Genomic DNA, 19111 nt, shown 5'->3' on the forward strand with positions numbered 1-19111 from the left:
GCAGAGGTCCGACGGATCCTAGCCCCCACGTCGGAGGGGCGTCAGCCCCGAACGACTGGGGGATTAAGGGCATTCCTCCCCTATTCCACGACCCACAAGGGGTCGAATGGTGGGGGTGGGTCGGTTTTTTGTCCCCTAGTCATCGGCTCTACGAGCCTCGACTTAGGGGCTAGGATCCGTCTGACCTCCCACGAGGGGAGGTCATTCACGGTAAGATCTTTCTAGTGCGTAACCCCTGAAGTCCTTTAGGAGGAGGGGGCACTGGTGTATAATTATTTGAGTATCTTTGCATAGGTAATTAAGAAAATATATTAGGTTTGAATAATTATGATTCGTAATAAGAACTGTAATGAGGCGGTATGGAATGAAGTGTACACTCACTCCAAGCTGCCAAAGAACTTAGCGAAGCTAGAGGAGCTATCCCGCAATATCTGGTGGGTTTGGAGGAGAGAGGTAAGAAAGCTATTTGCCGAGATAGATGAGGAGAAATGGGAGGCTGTTCAGGCCAATCCTATTGAGATCCTCAATGGGCTGAGCAGTGCAAAGCAAGAGGAATTGCTACAGAATGCGGAGTTTATGGCTCGTCTCGACAAGGCCTATGAGCACTTCCAGGAATACCTTGCGGCACCTATGCGTAGCGATGCCCCTAGTGTGGCCTACTTCAGTATGGAATATGGGCTCAGCAATGTGCTGAAGATCTACTCTGGCGGTCTTGGTGTACTGGCAGGCGACTACCTCAAGGAGGCTAGCGACTCTCGCATAGACATGGTGGGCGTAGGCTTCCTATACAAGTATGGCTACTTTGACCAAGTCATCTCGGCCGATGGTGATCAGATTGCCCAATATAAGCAGAATGACTTCAATAATATCCCAGTAAGCCAAGTGACCGATGAGCAGGGTTTACCGATGACTTTAGAGGTCCCCTTTAGAGATCATACCGTTTACTGCAATGTGTGGCGAGTAGATGTAGGGCGTATCCCGCTCTACTTGATGGATACCTTCCACCCTAAGAATAGTGATTGGGATAAGGGAATTACTAGCCAGCTCTACGGTGGCGATTGGGAAAACCGTATGAAGCAGGAGTATCTGCTTGGTATCGGAGGCATTATGCTACTAGAGAAGCTAGGCATCAAGAAGCAAGTATACCACTGCAATGAGGGGCATGCTGCCTTCATTAATATTGAGCGTATGGCACAGCTCACCCAAAGTGGTATGGACTTTGATCACGCTCTGGAGATCGTTCGCTCTTCGGGGCTCTATACAGTGCACACGCCTGTGCCTGCTGGTCACGACTACTTTGATAAGGGCCTTTTCGATAAGTATATGGGTCACTATGCCGCGAAGCTAGGGATTTCGTTTGATGAGTTGATTGACCTTGGTCGTGAAAACCCTGGCTCCGACGAGAAGTTCTCTATGAGTGTCTTGGCGCTCAATACGGCTCAGGAGGCCAATGGTGTTAGCTGGCTTCACGGCAAGGTGTCGCAGCGGATGTTTGCCCCTGTGTGGAAGGGTTACTTCCCTAGCGAGCTACATGTGGGATATGTGACCAATGGGGTGCACTTCCCTTCGTGGACCGCTGTGGAGTGGATCCCTTTCTACAAGAAATATATCTCGGAGAATATACTTGATGATCAGGATAATCCTGACATTCTCAAGAAGATCAAAGAGGTCCCAGACAGCGAAATATGGGAGATGCGTAAAGAGATGAAATGCCGACTTATTCGCCATCTTAGGGCGAGCTACAAGGCAAGTCTCTCCAAGAGCAATAACGACCCCTCCTTTACTTACGAGGTGCTCGATGCCCTGAATCCCGATGCCCTTCTCATCGGTTTCGGACGCCGATTTGCCACCTACAAGCGTGCCCATCTGCTCTTTACCGACCTCGATCGCTTGGCACAGATTGTCAATAACAGTGAGCGCCCCATCCAGTTTATCTATACCGGTAAGGCGCACCCTGCCGATGGTGGTGGCCAGGGGCTTATCAAGAGCATCATCGAGATCTCTAAGATGCCACAATTCCACGGCAAGATCCTATTCCTAGAGAATTATGATATCCGCGTAGCTCGCCGATTGATCGCTGGTGTGGATGTATGGCTCAACACCCCTACACGTCCATTAGAGGCGTCGGGAACATCGGGCATGAAGGCGCTAATGAATGGAGTGCTCAACTTCTCAGTACTCGATGGTTGGTGGTATGAGGGGTTTGTGCCTGGAGGCGGTTGGGCACTGACCGACAAACGCACCTATACCGACCAAGGCCAGCAGGATAAGCTTGATGCCGTGACGATTTACAAGACCCTAGAGGATGAGATCATCCCGCTTTACTACGATCGTAGTGATGGCAAGGAGTACTCTACTGGTTGGGTGAAGATGATCAAGACTTCTATGGCGGAGATCCTCCCCCGCTTCACGATGCGACGGATGATTAATGACTATATCACCCGATTCTACCAGCCACTTGCTACACGCTCAGCAATGCTTGCGGAAAACAACTATGCAGCAGTCGATACTCTGGTGGAGTGGAAACAAAGTGTAGCCAATACATGGGATCAATTGGAGGTAATAGAGGTGAAGAGCACCAAGGATCTCAGTAGTCGTAGCTTTGAAGTAGGCGAAGAGATGGAGTTGCAAGTGGTGCTCGACCTACATCAGCTCTCCACTGACCTCAAGGTAGAGCTAGTCATCTCTGAATTCAATGCCGATAATATGATGACAGAGCTTGTAGATAACTATGCCTTTACCCTAGAGAGCAGTGAAGGTAGTCGACGCACTTACAAGCTAAGAAAGATGATCAATAACCCTGGTACTCGAAAGATCGCCATCCGCATCTCTCCTACTCACCAGCTAATGGCTCACCCTATGGACTTTGCTTATGTTCGTTGGGTATCGGCATTCTGATTCTTGAGCCAGTCTATTTTTAAAATATGAGAGCCATAGGGCAATAGCCTTATGGCTCTCATTGTATTGGGGCGAAGGTAGGGGCTACGCAGTCTTGGGATCTCCATAAAACCTCTATACAAGTAGAGCAAAAGTTGAGTTGCAACTAAGCAATCGGCGAGTTGCAACTAAGCATTTGCCGAGATGCAACTAACCGATTGCTTAGTTGCATCTCGGTAAACGCTTTTGTATAGTATTGAATTCCAGTCGGTTGAGAAGAGGGCTTTTGCGCCCCCTTTTTCGTCTGTTTTTGCCTTATTTCGCGGGTGGAAATTCTGTAAGATGAGTCCCCAGGGTAGGCTTCTACAATGCATAACCCCCGAAGTTTATCGCTAATTCATTTGCCTTTAGAAAAATATTAAGTATCTTGTCGTCATATAATAATAACTATCAAGCTTGCACAATAAATAGAGATGATTATGAGATTTGGATTGAGCAATCAGATTGCACTCACTCAGGTAGAAGAAAGACTGTACCGACCCTCCAATGCGTATGAAGAGGGGATTCTGACTAGCTTCGAGCGTATGCCGGTAACTATATCGCCCACCCCAGAGGAGGCGGCGGAGAGCATCGCCCGAACCATCTGCAAAGATATAAAGGCCAAAGGCAACCAGCCCTACACCATTATGCTTTCGGCTGGGACTAGCCCCGAGCCTATCTATAAGGCTCTTATCCGGATGCATGCTGAGGAGGGCATCTCTTTTGAGAATGTACACCTATTCCCTATGTACGAATTTGTACCCCTTCCCAATAAAGACACAGGCGTACTAGCACAGATCAAAGAGCACTTCGCCACACATGTGGGCATCCCTGATGAGCATCTTCACGGATTGGATAGCCAGCTCTCCAAGGAGGATGTGGGCCGTGCCATTGAGGAGTTTGACGACTGTATTCACCAGCTAGGGGGCATCGACCTCCTTATCACGGGGTTGGGCCGTAGAGGCTCTGTGGGGGTCAACTCTCCTGGCTCTATCTGGTCGCAGGGTACGCACTTGTCGGTACTGGATAGCACCTCGGTTCAGGAGGCCATTAGCACCTTTAATACTAAAGAGAATGTACCTCCTACAGCGGTGACTATCGGTCTAAAGAACTTGAGTGAAGCACGTAAGATAATCCTTCTCGCATGGGGCGAGGCCAAGGCCGAAGTGATCGCCAAGGCAGTGGAGGAGCCCATGACGGAGAGCTTGCCTGCTTCTTACTTCCAATCTCACAGCCACGTAAGAGTCTACACCGACCTACAGGCGGCCAGTCTGCTCACTCGTATCAATCACCCTTGGAGGGTCACCTCTATTGAGTGGACGCCTAAGCTGGTTCGTCGTGCCATTGTATGGCTTTGCCAGAAGATCAATAAGCCTATCCTGAAGCTGACCAATCAAGATTATTCCGACCATCAACTGGGAGAGCTACTTACGGTCTATGGCTCTGCCTATGATGCCAATATCAAGGTGTTTAATGATATCCAGCATACCATCACCGGTTGGCCAGGGGGCAAACCCAATGCCGATGACTCTAATAGGCCTGAACGTGCCTTGCCTGCTAAAAAGCGGGTGCTCATTTTTAGCCCACACCCCGATGACGATGTGATCTCTATGGGAGGTACCTTCCGCCGCTTGGTGGTGCAGGGGCACGATGTGCATGTAGCCTACCAAACTTCGGGCAATATCGCCGTGGGTGATGAGGAGGTGATCCGCTATCTCTCTTTCCTTCGCAATACCGCAGAGCACTTGGGAATGGCTGATAGCAAGCTCCACCAGCATGCCGAGGAACTCCGACACTTCTTGCTACACGAAAAGGAGGAGGGCTCTATCGAAACGCCCGAGGTACGCTTTTTCAAAGGAACTATTCGTGTAGAGGAGGCTCGCACAGCCGACCGCTTCATTGGAGTTAAGGAGGACCATGTACACTTCCTCAACCTGCCATTTTATGAGACCGGAGGCATCAAAAAGAACCCACCGACTCAGACCGACGTGGATATCGTGATCCAATTGCTTCGCGAGGTGAAGCCTCACCAAATCTTTGTGGCGGGTGACCTTGCCGACCCACACGGTACTCACAAGGTGTGCCTAGATGTCGCCCTAGCAGCTATTGACCAGGTGAAGAGCGAGGAGTGGTTCAAGGATACTTGGATCTGGATGTACCGTGGCGCATGGGCTGAGTGGGAGATCGACCATATTGAGATGGCAGTGCCTATGAGCCCCGAGGAGCTTCGCTTCAAGCGGAATAGCATCCTCAAGCATCAGTCGCAGATGGAGAGTGCTCCTTTCCTAGGTGATGATGAGCGCCTATTCTGGCAGCGCTCCGAGGATCGCAACCGCGCTACAGCACAGCTCTACCAAGACCTTGGCCTAGCTAGCTACGAGGCTATTGAGGCTTTCGTCCGCTACCATCCCATCGACTAATGATAGCCAACTGACTTGGCATATCAATATAAAAAGCTAGCCAGCTTCCCAATTGGGGAGCTGGCTAGCTTTGTTATTGATAAAGAGAAGTGCTTACTTCAGTGCACTCTGGAAGTAGCTCTGGCTAGCATAGCGGGCAAACTCTCTATCGTTGAGGAACTTAGTAGCCATACCTGGCTGCAGGCGTACTGCCTGACGTATACCCTCAGTCATCACATCGGTCTGAGAGGTACGAGCCCCCATCAATGCTTGTAGGTAGTATGTGGTAGCATCCTTAGCTACGATCTGATTGAGTAGCTGATTGGCACGATTATAGTCCTTATTAAGGATCTGAGCCAATACACCATTATTGGTTGCTACATCATAAAGTGCCTTGGCAGCCTCAGCATATTTACCCTTCTGTATATAGATCAGTCCAAGGGCCTCACCTAGCTCAGGCACATTGGTAGCCTGCCCGATCAGGGTCTCACCCTCCTCGAGGTTGCCATCTAGTAGCTGCAGTAGCCCTTGATTCATCTTTACCTCAGGGAGCTGAGCCTTGGTTGCAGCCTTTTGGAAGTAGCTACTTGCTGTAGCGTAATCGCCATTCTCATAGGCTAGCACGCCAAGGTTATTGTAGGCACGTGCATCGGCTGGGAATTGAGCCACCGCCTGATTGTAGATCCTACGTTGCTCTGCCTTGTCATTCGTTAGAGTCGCAGAGTAAAGGAGCTCCTCTACATTCAGCTTGCTTGGCTCGTTCTTTGAAAGTGCTGCGATCTCCTCATTGCTCTTACCGATGATCTCGATATTGGCAATCAGACGAGAGCGACGGAGCTGTGGCAAAATCTCATCGGCCAACTGACTAAAGACAGAAGAGATATTCTTAATCTCGCGCTCACGAGTCTCAGGATCCTTGTACATTGAGAGGACAGATAGGATCAGCTCCTTATCTTGAATATTGGACTGCTCCACTAGCTTCTGGAAACCTTCCCAGTCCTGAGCTGTATAGTGTACTGACATAGGCACCTCTACCTTGGCACGCTTGAGGTCTCGCCCAATGGTAGCAGTGGTGTTACGCTCACGCTGTGCCGAGAGCTTTTCATTGAGCTCGCGACCACCATCTGGTGAAGCATAGGCCTGAATCTCTACATCTACATTTTGGTTAGGTGTGATATTGGCACTCTCCACAATCCCTTTCCACTCACGCACATCGGCAGAGTTGAGCTCAGTGCTACGCACATTCGCTTGCTGGATAAGGAAGTGGATATCAGCATCGTACTTCTCCTTGATAATTCTCTGGAATGCGTCGGGAGCAATCGCAGGAGTGGTAAAGGCCGCACTAGCAAGAGCCTCAGTAGCCACAACACCCTCGCCGATCTTAACATCTGGAAGCTGTACCTCCTTGCCACGAATGCGTGCAGAGAAGATCAGAATAAGATCACTCTTTGCCATCTCTGGCTTGTACTTAAAGTTGGAGTGGATGGTCACACTCTTTGGCATACCATAAGGGATAGTGGTGGCATTTCCACGTACCTTCTCGCCTTGGAAGTTATAAGTGGTTCCCCACACTTCACCACCAGCATACTTAAGCACTGGCGTTACCCTCACCTCGGCATTCTTATTGAACCACTTAGCTGGGAAGTTGATGTTAATGGTTGCTGGCACCTCACCGCCAACTAGCACAAGTGGCTGAGGATCAACTGATACTTGCCTAGCATCGAGTGGCTTTAACTTGCCTGCACACGACGACATCAGCACTACAAGTGCTGCAAAGAGTGTGCTCAGCAGAAGATTCTTGATTTTCATAAAGTCAAATACTTATATAATTAAAACGTAAATAATTTCCACAGTTACAAATATACCCATTTTACGCCACATTATTAAACCATTGTCCTTCTAATATTGTGACTGTCGTGGCATTCTAAATAGCGAATTTTGTACGAAGTGCCATTGTCGTACATTTGTCAAATGTGCTGAGACTGTTGGACGAAGGATGAGATGCAAGGCCTGAGGATGAGGGCAAGGTGCACGCAGGGCACCAAGGCCCCACCAAGGGCGCTGGGAGCGTACTAGTGTACGTGACCGAGCCCGAGTCCCGAAAGCAACGCCGCAGATCGCCTTCGTGCGACAGTCTCAAATAGCGAACAGCCACATAGATAAACCATGTAGCTGTTCAGTAAATAATTTCTACCCTACCTAAAAAAGGGGTTAGTCTTATTCGTTGTAAGGAGCGAAGTCGCTCTTCTCTGCACCACAAACGGGGCAAACCCAATCCTCAGGAATGTCCTCAAATGGAGTGCCAGATGCAATTCCACCATCTTCGTCACCCAGCTCTGGGTCATAGATATAGCCACATGGCTCGCAAATATACTTCTGCATAGTCTTTTTATCTTTAGTGTTAAAAATATCAATATGAGTAGATAAGCCACCACTGCTTATCCTTGCCAAAGGTACCTAAAAATAGTGACATCGGGCAACCCTCTCCCAATATTATTACAGCCGAAAGTTTAGAGTGACTATTATCATTGATTGTATACGCCCCTCACGACCATGCAAGGCATAAAAATAGGGTGAGCCAAGTTTTTGGCTCACCCTATTGCCTCTAGTAAGTCTTCAATACGCTTACTTCACTTCTTCGAAACAAATCTATGTTGATTTACAGCGTATTGCAATTACATGGTACAAATATGATTTCTTAAATCGATTACAAACAATTTTTTTAGTAGTCAAATATAGAAATCTCATTGACTTCTATAAATGGTACCATAGAGTCTCGCTTCTTTGTATCACAAACCTGAAGAATGGGTAGTCCTGCTTTCAAGTAATCTTTTAACCAATCAAGATTCCATAAATCAACTGCATTTCCTTCTACCAATTGACATAAAGGTTCTTGATATGGATTACCTCCTGCTTCCATATCAAACTTGTAAGTAATTCTTTGTAGCCAGATTTGAATATGTCCAATATTGGGAAGAGAATTTAATTTTTCGCGCACTTGCTCTATTGCAGCTCTTTTTTCTTCATTAGTTTCTATTCTAGAAATGAGATTACTAATACAAGCTAACACAAGTTGGTGAACCTTAGGGCTGAGGATAGCTATTTCGACTAGAATTGCCACAAGCACGAGAATATTTTCTTTTATTGATTTTCTTTTCTCGATTCTTAGGCCAATATTGTTCAGTAGCCTAGAAATAGTTCCAGAATTAGGGTGCCGCTTTGCTATCGATAAGATGTAATATAATTCCTTTTGAAAAGAAGCAAATAGACTATTTAATTTTCTGTATGCAGGTATGTTCGTAATATAATACAGTTTATCTGGTTTAATTGCATCTTCTACGATATTTTCACTTAGTCTCGTTTTAGAGGCATTCATCTGGAAATTTAAGTCAGCAAGAACATTTTGTAGTATCAACGCAATTTTCTCAATTTCTTCTTTACTATTGCTAAATACTCTGTAATCATCTCTGTATCTGATAATCTTATATTCGTTTATATTCTCCTTTTGCAATTTATCCCTAAGCCTCTTGTCTGCATATCCAAGTATAATTTCAGCTATAAAATCAAAAAGGGCACTCCCTTGAGGAAGGCCATTAGTTTGACCATATTGCATTCCTTGAATATACGTGTCAATTGTATTCCCCAAGGAGGAGGCTTTTCCTCTTTTTGCTTTTGCAACATTTTTCCCCTCAATGGCCCAACCTATAGCATGAGTATAAATGCTACTATAACAGTTTGTTATGTCGGTAATGAACATATATTTGTACTGTATGGAAAGTTCTATTGTTCGCTGTTCAACATTTTCCCACCAATTTGATATCGTTGCACCTACAAGTGTTTTATCTTCCTCCTCTTTCAATCCAGGAATACTAGAGACTTCAATATGATCATCCTTAAAGTCTTGAAATCTCCTCTTTATTGTATTCCAATTAGATTTTGTTGTTATACTGCGAACCAGCAAATAGTACAAAAAAGGATTCGCTATCTGTAAGGGTCTGAAAGCATATCTCCCATCTTTATTGATGAGCATTTTATAATTTACCCCATCAAAATTGGACGGATACATCTTTGCCGTTTTTAAACAACTGTCCAAGTCAGATTTACCGACCATTTTTTGTACATAATCTAATACTGGTTGAAAATTTAAATATACAGGAAGAGACAAACTACAATAATTTTCTGCATCCATAAAAAATTTCAAAGCTTTTTGAGGTGTTAGTTCCAAAACGGTTTTCATACACAAATCATAATAGCTATTTAATATTTAATCGTGGAGAATTTAGAGTATTATCCACTTACCTAACTTTGTAGGGCCTTCGTGTTTGATTAGCCCTTGCTTAGTCATATTCTTAATATGATATTTAATGCCATCAAGAGTAATGCCGATAGATTGAGCCAACTCCTTTTAGTAATTTTAGGCTTTGCCTGAATAGCTGCTAAAATTCTTTCTTGGGCCTTTCTTGGGCTTTTCTTGGGTAGTTTCTCCTCCAAAGCCTACTTCAAAATACTTTTGAGAAACGTTCTCAACTACTCGAAAAGCTGTAATCAATGAAAAATCAAAAGAGGCTTGCCCATTACCGTTTTCTTCCAACTCATTCTGAACTCGATAGACTCCACGGCTGAATCGGTTTACATAGCCCAAGACTTTCATTGCTTCGGCAATAAAGGAATTCCGATAATCACTCACATTGGGGAAATTGTCGGGACTGACCTTACCATATAAGCTGCCAGGGTTTTGGATCTCGATGCGGTCATCGTACTCATAAAATTGAATAGGTGCATTCCCTTCGTAGTCCCTGTGCATAATGGCATTCATCAACAACTCTCGAGTAGCCCAGTATGGGTACTTGGAAACTGTTTCTTCCCGAAGTACACTCACGGGAATAGGACGCTTTTGAGAGATACTTGTCTCGACAAAAGCATCAATCTTAGGCAATACCCTACAAAGATTTCCACTAAACTTATGTTCATTGAGAATATCACCCGCACGATCCTTACCCTTGAAGCGAACATATTGAATATACGCCCCATGTACGTGTCGCTCAGGATTCTTTCCAAATAGGACAATAGCCCCATTAGTCGGACAGTTATAGCGCAAATCATATAAGCCAAGGGAGGAAAGTTGATCCGTGATATCTCGTTTATCTTCAGCGAGAATATCCTCAGCCACAGCTTTGGGCAAAAACTCCTTATGAATGAGAGCTATATCCAAGTCATCAATGCTCGTTCCCAAACAAGGCATGGCATCAAAGGTACGAACATTGGAAAGTCGCCTTTCTGTGAGTATCTTTTCTTCTGCCTCTGTTGCTGTGCTCTTCCGAGGACCGACATGCACCCAAACACGACCACGATAACGCACGGGAGGAAACTCTGAAGGTTGAACTTCTGCAACCAATACATCCCCTTCATCAAAATGGAACTTTTCTACTGTCATGGTGGGCTGAGGGAGAATGTTGCCATCCGTCCGAATATTGGCAATCTGCAATAAGAGTTTATCATCAACCTGCAAACCTGACAACTCTCCATTGTCCTTGGCTCCAATAATGAGATAGCCATTCCTGCCACTACCCGAAATATCATTTGAGAAAGCACATATAGCCTGACAAAACTTATCCATATTGCCAGTCGATTCTGTTCTCTCAGTATTGTAGCTCTCCGTGTCTGAAAGCATTTGCAAAAGTTCCTTCTTCGTTATCATAATTTTCTCTTTTTTTATATGCAATATTGAGCAGTCTTTACCCATCCCATTTTGGAAGAATGTCTAATAATTTTAAAGTCCGCTTACGCATAAAATACTCATGCGTTCTCATTTTGACTGTTTATATCCAAAGTCATAATAGTAGAGTCATCAAATTCTTTTCCCTTATAAGTCATCTTTCATATCCAGCTCTTAACTTTCGAAACATATCGATTACTTCTAATACAGGTGCTATATCTTTTTTGCTTTCTGGTATAAAAGGTTCATCATCAGGGTTTAATGCTAAAGTTGCCATATCATCTAGTCTTATTTCCCAAGCATTTCGGAATTCGATAGTCGTAAACTTAAATGCATCGTTAAAATTTTCGGGCATTATTATCTGCTTATCGTTATCTATTTGAAATGCCGTAAACCAACAACCACCAAATTGTTTGTATAAACGCTCAAAAGTATCAAGATTCCAATTGTTTCTAGGCTTCATCGTGTGTTTTCGACACATAGAGGCAAAATAGCGCCTTTCTTTAATTCCTTCTTTTTTTACATCTGGAGCTACACATACTCGATACGATGTTGGATTGTCTTTATCAACACCTCTAATAATGTAGATGGTTACAGAAGGTGCTCCTTTTTCTGTTTTAGCCCTCCACTCTGTAATAATTTGCTTTCCACGTTCTAAATTTTCAAAAGCAAGCCCAAATATTGGAGGTGTAGATTTAAGTTTATCAAATACAAATCCACAACCGCTCCAACCAGCATCTTCCCATATATCCATCTCATTATTAATACTATAAAAAGATATTTTTTGTTTCTTATTACTGTAATTTTTAGGGTTATATTTGAAGTCCTTGTTCCGTAAAGGGTAAGTCTTATCTGATTCCTTTTTCCAATCCTCTATTTTGCTCTTAAATGTATTTCCAAGGACATTAGATATCGACTGCTTTACTTGCAATAAGTTACTTACTCTATCCATAAGTTTCTCACCGTCTTGTTTACACTGAAGCATCTTCATCAAATCTTCTTTTGACATAGAATTTCGACTTAAGAAAGATGCTATAAACATAGAAATACATTCCCACAAATCCTTGTCAGTATAATTCAAATTAATACAGAGCTCATATTCATTTGATCTTTCTAATGGTCTTAATTCTGATTTGCCCGTTGTTTCAGTAATTTCAATATACACTTTGGGAGTAATAGTTAATACTTCGAATATTTCCATTGTTGCTAGCATTGACTCGATTGCCCCCAAGAATATTTCCGCAACAATTTGGTTTTGACAACTGTTTTCATAAGTAACATATAGGGTGCAATTATTTACGGTTGTTTGCAACTTTACCTGTCCGTTAGTAGAAATATTCAAATCACATAAGAACTGCTCGAACACGGGTTGATTAAGCATTTTATCCTGCCAGCCATCTTGAGCAAAAATATTGCTAACTTCTTCATCTAATTCATCTGCATATCCTAGAGAAAACTTTAAATATCCTGAAGATTGAAACATTTCTATTCTTTCTAGTATATCTGGCAGAAAACTCATCACTGGATTTCCCAAATCAGATGCAGCGAAACGACATGCCCAAGCTCCATCATGAAGTATATTAGTCTTGTTAAAATTTTCCTCTTCAGCAAACTGTCCATTATGGGAAATCGTTATCATTAGTTCATACCAGTTCAAATACATAACAAGCCTTCCAAGCATTAACTCAATCTCACAAAGTTTCTGCAACACTGTCATTAAAAGATGTGGAATATTGCCTGAAGCGTAAAATGTTTTGAGCAATATCGAAGCTGCTTTTACTAGGTAAGCCATTGCACTAAAAGGTAAACCGATCTCATACATTGCAATACCCATCATGCCAGAAGTTTTGATTAACTCTTCCATACATTCTTCTTTTTCAAAAGGATGTATGCAAAAACTGAAATGACGAATTGCTTGCTTAAACCTTTTTTTATTCACTAAAGCTATGGCACGATCCATTTCTATTCTTGCAGCTGCTTGCTCTGAGTTTGTTTTCCTCACTATTGACGTAAGCTCATCAACAAAGTCTTCATATTTTGGATTATCATCAATCACTTTGTTTAAATTTGTAATTATTTGATATTGAGCTTCAAAGCTGATTTCAAGATGAGAAGGGGCTTCTAATAATAGCGGTCTGATTGCATCAATGTCCTCATTTATTGGTTCTTTAGATAATAAACGACTTATTAACCTTTGCTCGGCAATATACAAACGCAAAAATAAGAGACTAGAGGGCTTATCTCCTCTCTTTTCTAATGTATTACACAGTTCTTTTATGTATTTAATTTCCGGTTCTACCTTTTTTGAATCAATTAGCCCTGCTCGCTCTGCATTAATTAAATTAGTTAATATGTTTGTCATCTTCTCTATGCGAATAACAGAACAGTTATCATTTACGAATTCTTTAAGTTCCAAAAGATCCTTGTGAACTGCATCAATATCCTCAAACCAGAAGAAACTAGTCCAAGCATGATCATAGATTATATTGAACTTTTGTTGAGTGGAACCATGATGTTCACACTCACGTAACGCCCGACTAAAACGACCTTCAGTTTCTTTACGTGGACGCTCTAAACCTCTGCTGAGAATACAAGCCTCTTGCAATTCATCTATATAGCCTGTATCAACATCATTTATTTGACGGGATAAAATACTCTTTTCGATTTCCTCCAGTCGCTCCTGCCTCTGTTTATCCAAGATTCCTATTTTCTCCCTTTTCTTTTTGTACTCATCGGAAAAATTCAAACAATCCAAGGCTATGTCTTTGCATCCATGATGAAAGACTGCATTTATACACCAAAGTGCATCGAAAATCGAAACTTTAATATTGAATTTATTTGATAAATCTGTTTCAACATCAGCTCTTATACTGGACTTTATGAATTGATTCGAGAAAAAAAGAGCTCTCGTATATCCTCGTTTGGTATTTGCAATCTTTTCTATATCTGTTGTAACCTTTGGTTTCCACTGTTTTTTACAGCTAATAGCAAAAGCCCATTTCTCTTTTCCTGATGCACCACCATCAGCTACATACCATTTGTCTGAAATATCGGTCGTTATTTCGTAGGTTTCAGCATCCACCTTTCCATCACCACCTCCATCAGGACCCGTTTGAGGCTTGATGTTAGGTGTAATAAGTCTTTCGGCACATCTCACGATGAAATTCTCAAAATTGCTCTGCATCTTTTTAGTAGACAGTGTTTCGAGCTGTTTTTCAAATAATTCTTTTGTTAGAGGAATTTCGTACTCAATTTTCGAGTCAGAGAATTTCTCAGGTCTTAATTTACGATAATATGCGACGAGTTCATGCACTGTTGTAATTGTATTTGACTGTTGTTCCATTTTAGGTTCAAGTAGATAGTGTTATCTTATTATCTCTAATCATTATTCTATAATGTCTCTTGGTTTTACCCCCAATATCTCCGCAATCTGGAAGAGGGTTTCGAGGCTTGGTTGACGGCGGTTGCAGACATAGGCATTGACAATGCTAAAGCTTTTGCCGAGTTTTTCGGCAAGCCATGTTTGCTTGATTCCTTTCTCCTCAAGCACTTCTTTTATTCGATTCATGGGTTTATCCATCGCGTTCAATATTCTGTTTGATAGTGCAAAGATATGAAATAAAATAGCATATAAAAAGGGAATGAGGATTTATTTTCTCATTCCCTTAAATCTTTTAGTAGGTACAGAAAAGGAGGATTACCTTTTCTCCTAGCATATTGGTGGCTTCCGTCGTAACTGCTTTTTGGGTGGACATTATTCGGACGATCTCTTTCCAATAATGTCTGATTCCTTTTTCTTTCAGTTGTACACGTATGTTATTGACCACCCAGTAGGCGAGGAGTCCGAAGAAAAGGTGTGCTTCGGAGCGTTCGTCTGTTTGGTGGTATATGGGGCGTAGGTTGAGGTCTGTTTTGAGTTGACGGTTGGTACACTCTATCTCTCGTATAAGGTTGTAGTAGTCCCAGATGCTTTTCTCATCTAGAGTGCTGACATTCGTCCGAAGATAGTAGGCTCCATACTCTGCTATTGCCTGTTCCTCTCCATGTGGACTCCAAGAGAGGTCTGACATCAGCTTTGGATTGGCTGTGCTTCTTGTGTATTTAATGTCGCAGAATTTGGCAATGGAGGGGTGTTTCTGCATGGCTCGCCCGATGCGTTCAATCACCTTTTCATAGGTCTTGGTGCCGCCTTTTCGTGAGAGACTTTGCTTAGCTTTCGTCAGCTCCAGCTCAAATCGCTCTTTCTCTCTTTACTCCGTCCGAACTTAGCTTTTTGACTACTCCGCTTACTTCCCTCAAAATAGAAGTTGGTGAGATCAAAAAGTAGGATCCTATTCTCTTGATTGAATAGGTTGTCTGTCACTCGGCAAAGGTGCTGCTCCAGCTCGCTCTTGATAGCATATAGCTCAGGGGCAACATTGTACATAGCTCTATACCCAAGCGACTCTTCCTCCTCTCCGTAGACCAATTCACAGGTGGCGGAGTTGTCCCTAAGGATTGCACGGCTTTTAAACTCCGAGGAGCAATATACAGTGCGGACCATCAACATAGAAATGGCGGCTTTTATTCGTCGGTCGGACCAGCCTTGTTCCTTTAGAAACTCCTCTATCCGAAGTTGTCGGATAGATTGTAGGGTCATCCATTCTGCTCCAAGCTCCCTGACATCGGTGTGCTTAACGCTCTCTGAGTCAAGCATCTTACGGGCTTTCGCCTCCGACTCTTTGATCACCTGACGAGAAATATCAATGGCTCCGCTCTCTACATTTCACTCCAAAACCTACTGATGTGAAGGCGCGTCTGCTCACTATACTCATTAAATAGATCATCAAACAGAGCCACCTCATCTCTATGCTCCTGAAGGAAAGTAAGCCCTCTCCCAACGTCATGGACTTCTTCTGGCGTCAGACCAGACCAAAATCCGACGTTGAGCAGAATACGCGAACGCACTCTCCCCAACTTATCCCGAAAAGGCTCTTTGATGCGGTAGTACTTTTCGTCCTTGCCAGAATCTGGATTATATCTTGTCTGCGAAATAAAATGCATAGTGCCACAAAGGTAAGGATAAAAAAATCCACCGCTGTGTACTACATTTCGATTTCAAAAACAACTACCCTGATGAAATCAGCATTTCACTCCTCAAAACTCCCAAAAACCACCCCAAAATATACTCTAGGGGGCAAACTTGGGATAAGTCACTTTTCTAACCAGTTAATTTGTCCTTTGAATTAAAAATGAGTAACTTTGCCAAAAACAAAACCAATAATTTAACATTAACTATGTATAGAGGATTCAATTTATCATTAAGGAAAAATCAGTTCGAGCTTGGCTACTTCAAACATTTACAAGAAATAGGTTCTAAGAGTATCTTACTCCCCAAAAAAACAATTAAGGAAAAGATAAACTCTTTTGTAAGCGTTCATGGTTATCTTGATGGAAGTAAGATGCAAGCAAATTGGTTCCCGCAAGTCAAGGCTGATGTATTCATTTCGCACTCACACAAAGATGAGAAACTTGCTACTGCTCTTGCGGGCTGGTTAAAAACGATTTTTGGACTTACTACATTTATTGACTCGTGCGTTTGGGGATATTCGAATGATCTTCTAAGGCAAATCGACAATGACTTTTGCATCAATAATGATGGGCAAACATATAGTTATAACAAAAGGAATTACTCAACGAGTCATGTACATATGATGCTCTCTGTTGCACTTGCTCAAATGATAGACAACTCAGAGTGCTTATTTTTCTTAAATACGCCTAATTCAATTACACCAGATTCTATTATTAGTCATACCGAATCGCCTTGGATTTATTCTGAGATTACGATGTCTCAACTTATCAGAAAGAAGAATCTTGAAGAGTTCAGAAATCAGGCACTTATGGAATCTCGAACATTCTCTGATGGTGGGGCACTTAAAATCCAATACAATTTACCAACTGAACATCTTGTTGATATTAATGTAAATGATCTAATAAAATGGAAAGAAACATGGAAGAATATAGATTCGCATAGTGAACTTCCACAGTTTTCTAATGATTTAAGGGTTCACGCATTAGATAAATTATATGAAATAAAGAAACAATAAGATGGAGCGTAATAAAATATTGGAGGTTTTAGAAAGCTCAGCAGTACAAGCTCACATATCAATGCTTCAAGGCATCATTAATAGAATGGCCGGGAATAGTGCCAACTGTAAAAGCTGGACAATTACCCTAATTGCAGCGATGTTGGTCCTTCTTGTAGATCAGAACATGCAAATACCGAATGCATGGATTTGTTTCATTCCTATAGGACTATTTTACTTACTTGATTGTTATTACTTGGGATTAGAGCGATTGTATATCTCATCCCAAGAGAAATTCTTGGAACGCATTCATAAAGATGAAGACTATGAAGAATGTTTGTATAAAGTAAGAGAACTCAAAGGCGGATGCAAGCAAATTTGCAGTACATTCAAAGCAATGAAGTCTGTTTCCACAACTCCGTTTTATTTGATAGTGGCTATAGTCGTTTTAATCTTTGGCTACATTGCATAATGGGCCGTACAAGAAGAAAATACCAAGCTGAATTAGTCCGTTTCCAAAAGACTCTTAGAAAACCCATTCGCAACGTGTTATCAGTAATGACCAAAGGGTTTTTATTTGAAGATTTTTTATCCGAGTTTAAGATTTTGTACTCGTATCTATGGGATGATGTTTGTTCCAAGGCTAAGGAGTATCAAAGAATGGATGAGGGTTTGAAAAAGAAAGGATTTCCCAAGCGATATTTCTTTCCGTCTCCTGATAAATACATCAAAAAAGTATCAACACCAATAATAAACAATAGCGCACTGCATGATAAACTTATCTTGCACTCCGAAGAAAGGGAGAAATTCAGAAATTCTCTGCTTAGAGAATGTGCGAAGAAAAGGGAGAAAAGAGAGGCTAAATTAAGAGCAAACCAAAAATACATACAGGAGGCAACCCCCTCTTATTCAAACTACTATATCCAGACCTATTTTCTTTGCAAACACGCTGATCCTACTGATGTTGACACCCGATATGCAATCTTAGTCGAAGCCTCTAAGTATAAAAGTCCTGTTACCATAAAATTCCTTCACAAAGTAAACGCTTCGGAAAGAAACTACCATCTTCGATATTTTGCATTCCTTACTTTACAAAAATTTAATGAAAAGGAAGTTCGCTTGAGAAAAAATAGAAAGAAAAAAAGAGCAGGGGATACGGAAGTGCCAAAACCCATCAATACTCCGGACGATTTAATCCGATCCATCTATAATTCCCAGTTAGAGCGAATGAAAGAGTATGATTTATTTCTCTCTCATAGTTCCATTGATAGTGAGTTACTTCTAAAGCTAAAATCAATACTGAATCATAGTAATATTAACGTTTACATAGATTGGGTTTGTGACAGAAACGCACTAAAACGAGAACTTACGAATGTCAACACAGCCAACACCATTATTGAAAGATTGAAATCATCAAAGGCTCTGCTTTATGTGCATACAAAAGCAAGTCAAAATTCAAAATGGATACCTTGGGAACTCGGCTTCATCCATGCGATGAAAGGCAAGATTTGCATTTACAACCCTGAAAATATCGACAAGGAACCCTACATGGAAATATATCCAACCGTGATTGTTAAAGGAGAAAAATTATTTGTGGAAACAGAAGAAGGACAAAAGCCTATAAAAGAATGGATTGTCGGTAGTATCCCAAAAAGTGTGTAAGGCAGAATGCCTCTTTGAACTGCAAATGTACTTATTTTTTTCGCTTTGCTTCCCATAAACGACAAAGATAGACCAAGAAAGAATTAAGGCAAGGCTGTCGTAGCGCAGCGGAGACACCGCCTTGCCGTATTCTTTTTGGTTGATAGCTTTGTGTTGGGAAGTAAAGCGCATCTCGTTATCTTTCTGAATGTTATAGCTTCCTCAGTCCACCTATAAGATCGCCTATTCTCTTCCCTAAATAGGAGGAATTAAGGGCGATGCTCCCTACCAGATGAAGTGCAGAATCAACACTTGGAAAGGCGCATTTATAGGTCGCTCCCTTCTTTATTTGCGATTAAAGCGCTCTATCCAGT

11 protein-coding genes and 3 pseudogenes are annotated in these 19111 nt (G+C 42.3%); 5 read left to right on the forward strand and 9 right to left on the reverse strand.

Annotated elements, in window-relative coordinates:
* Window positions 1-324: 324 nt before the first annotated feature.
* Together glgP and A3GK_RS0102175 are read left to right on the forward strand one after the other, a co-directional pair.
* The gene (glgP, locus tag A3GK_RS0102170) at window positions 325-2898 is read left to right on the forward strand and encodes an alpha-glucan family phosphorylase (RefSeq protein WP_026161659.1); all 2574 of its coding nucleotides are present in this window, start codon (window positions 325-327) and stop codon (window positions 2896-2898) included.
* A 458-nt stretch (window positions 2899-3356) separates the two neighbouring features.
* The gene (locus A3GK_RS0102175) at window positions 3357-5336 is read left to right on the forward strand and encodes a 6-phosphogluconolactonase (RefSeq protein ID WP_026161660.1); all 1980 of its coding nucleotides are present in this window, start codon (window positions 3357-3359) and stop codon (window positions 5334-5336) included.
* A 93-nt stretch (window positions 5337-5429) separates the two neighbouring features.
* Here the strand turns inward: A3GK_RS0102175 and A3GK_RS0102180 are convergent, their stop codons facing one another.
* From A3GK_RS0102180 to A3GK_RS10950, 8 genes and pseudogenes are all read right to left on the reverse strand, one after another.
* Window positions 5430-7124 (reverse strand): tetratricopeptide repeat protein, encoded by a 1695-nt coding sequence (locus A3GK_RS0102180; RefSeq protein WP_018027896.1) that lies wholly within the window; start codon window positions 7122-7124, stop codon window positions 5430-5432.
* 408 nt (window positions 7125-7532) lie between these two features.
* Window positions 7533-7697, reverse strand: coding sequence for a rubredoxin (gene rd, locus A3GK_RS0102185; RefSeq protein ID WP_018027897.1), 165 nt, complete (start codon window positions 7695-7697; stop codon window positions 7533-7535).
* 340 nt (window positions 7698-8037) lie between these two features.
* Entirely contained in the window at window positions 8038-9552 is a 1515-nt protein-coding gene (locus A3GK_RS0102190) for an RNA-directed DNA polymerase (protein WP_018027898.1), read from the reverse strand.
* Window positions 9553-9594: 42 nt separating this feature from the next.
* A pseudogene (locus A3GK_RS10285) lies at window positions 9595-11013 on the reverse strand (RNA-binding domain-containing protein).
* 172 nt (window positions 11014-11185) lie between these two features.
* On the reverse strand, window positions 11186-14374 hold the full coding sequence (locus tag A3GK_RS0102200; protein ID WP_018027900.1) for a hypothetical protein: 3189 nt from the start codon (window positions 14372-14374) through the stop codon (window positions 11186-11188).
* Between the two features lie 42 nt (window positions 14375-14416).
* Window positions 14417-14611, reverse strand: a complete 195-nt coding sequence (locus tag A3GK_RS0102205) for a helix-turn-helix transcriptional regulator (RefSeq protein ID WP_018027901.1) — start codon at window positions 14609-14611, stop codon at window positions 14417-14419.
* Between the two features lie 100 nt (window positions 14612-14711).
* Window positions 14712-15523: pseudogene (locus A3GK_RS11845) on the reverse strand (hypothetical protein); the annotation flags it as partial.
* Between the two features lie 266 nt (window positions 15524-15789).
* Window positions 15790-16074 (reverse strand): hypothetical protein, encoded by a 285-nt coding sequence (locus A3GK_RS10950; protein WP_018027904.1) that lies wholly within the window; start codon window positions 16072-16074, stop codon window positions 15790-15792.
* Window positions 16075-16262: 188 nt separating this feature from the next.
* Between A3GK_RS10950 and A3GK_RS0102225 the strand changes: the two genes are divergently transcribed.
* The 3 genes from A3GK_RS0102225 to A3GK_RS0102235 are packed head-to-tail and all read left to right on the forward strand — an operon-like array spanning window position 16263 to window position 18758.
* Window positions 16263-17117 carry a TIR domain-containing protein gene (locus A3GK_RS0102225; RefSeq protein ID WP_018027905.1) on the forward strand — a complete coding sequence of 285 codons (855 nt, stop codon included), beginning with the start codon at window positions 16263-16265 and terminating at the stop codon, window positions 17115-17117.
* 1 nt (window position 17118) lies between these two features.
* On the forward strand, window positions 17119-17568 hold the full coding sequence (locus A3GK_RS0102230) for a hypothetical protein (protein WP_018027906.1): 450 nt from the start codon (window positions 17119-17121) through the stop codon (window positions 17566-17568).
* Window positions 17568-18758 carry a TIR domain-containing protein gene (locus A3GK_RS0102235; protein ID WP_018027907.1) on the forward strand — a complete coding sequence of 397 codons (1191 nt, stop codon included), beginning with the start codon at window positions 17568-17570 and terminating at the stop codon, window positions 18756-18758. Before A3GK_RS0102230 ends, A3GK_RS0102235 begins: the two co-directional genes overlap by 1 nt.
* 190 nt (window positions 18759-18948) lie before the next feature.
* Here the strand turns inward: A3GK_RS0102235 and A3GK_RS11850 are convergent.
* Window positions 18949-19111 (reverse strand): annotated as a pseudogene (locus tag A3GK_RS11850) (IS256 family transposase); the annotation flags it as partial.

The organism is Porphyromonas somerae DSM 23386 (assembly GCF_000372405.1).
Lineage (GTDB): Bacteria > Bacteroidota > Bacteroidia > Bacteroidales > Porphyromonadaceae > Porphyromonas_A > Porphyromonas_A somerae.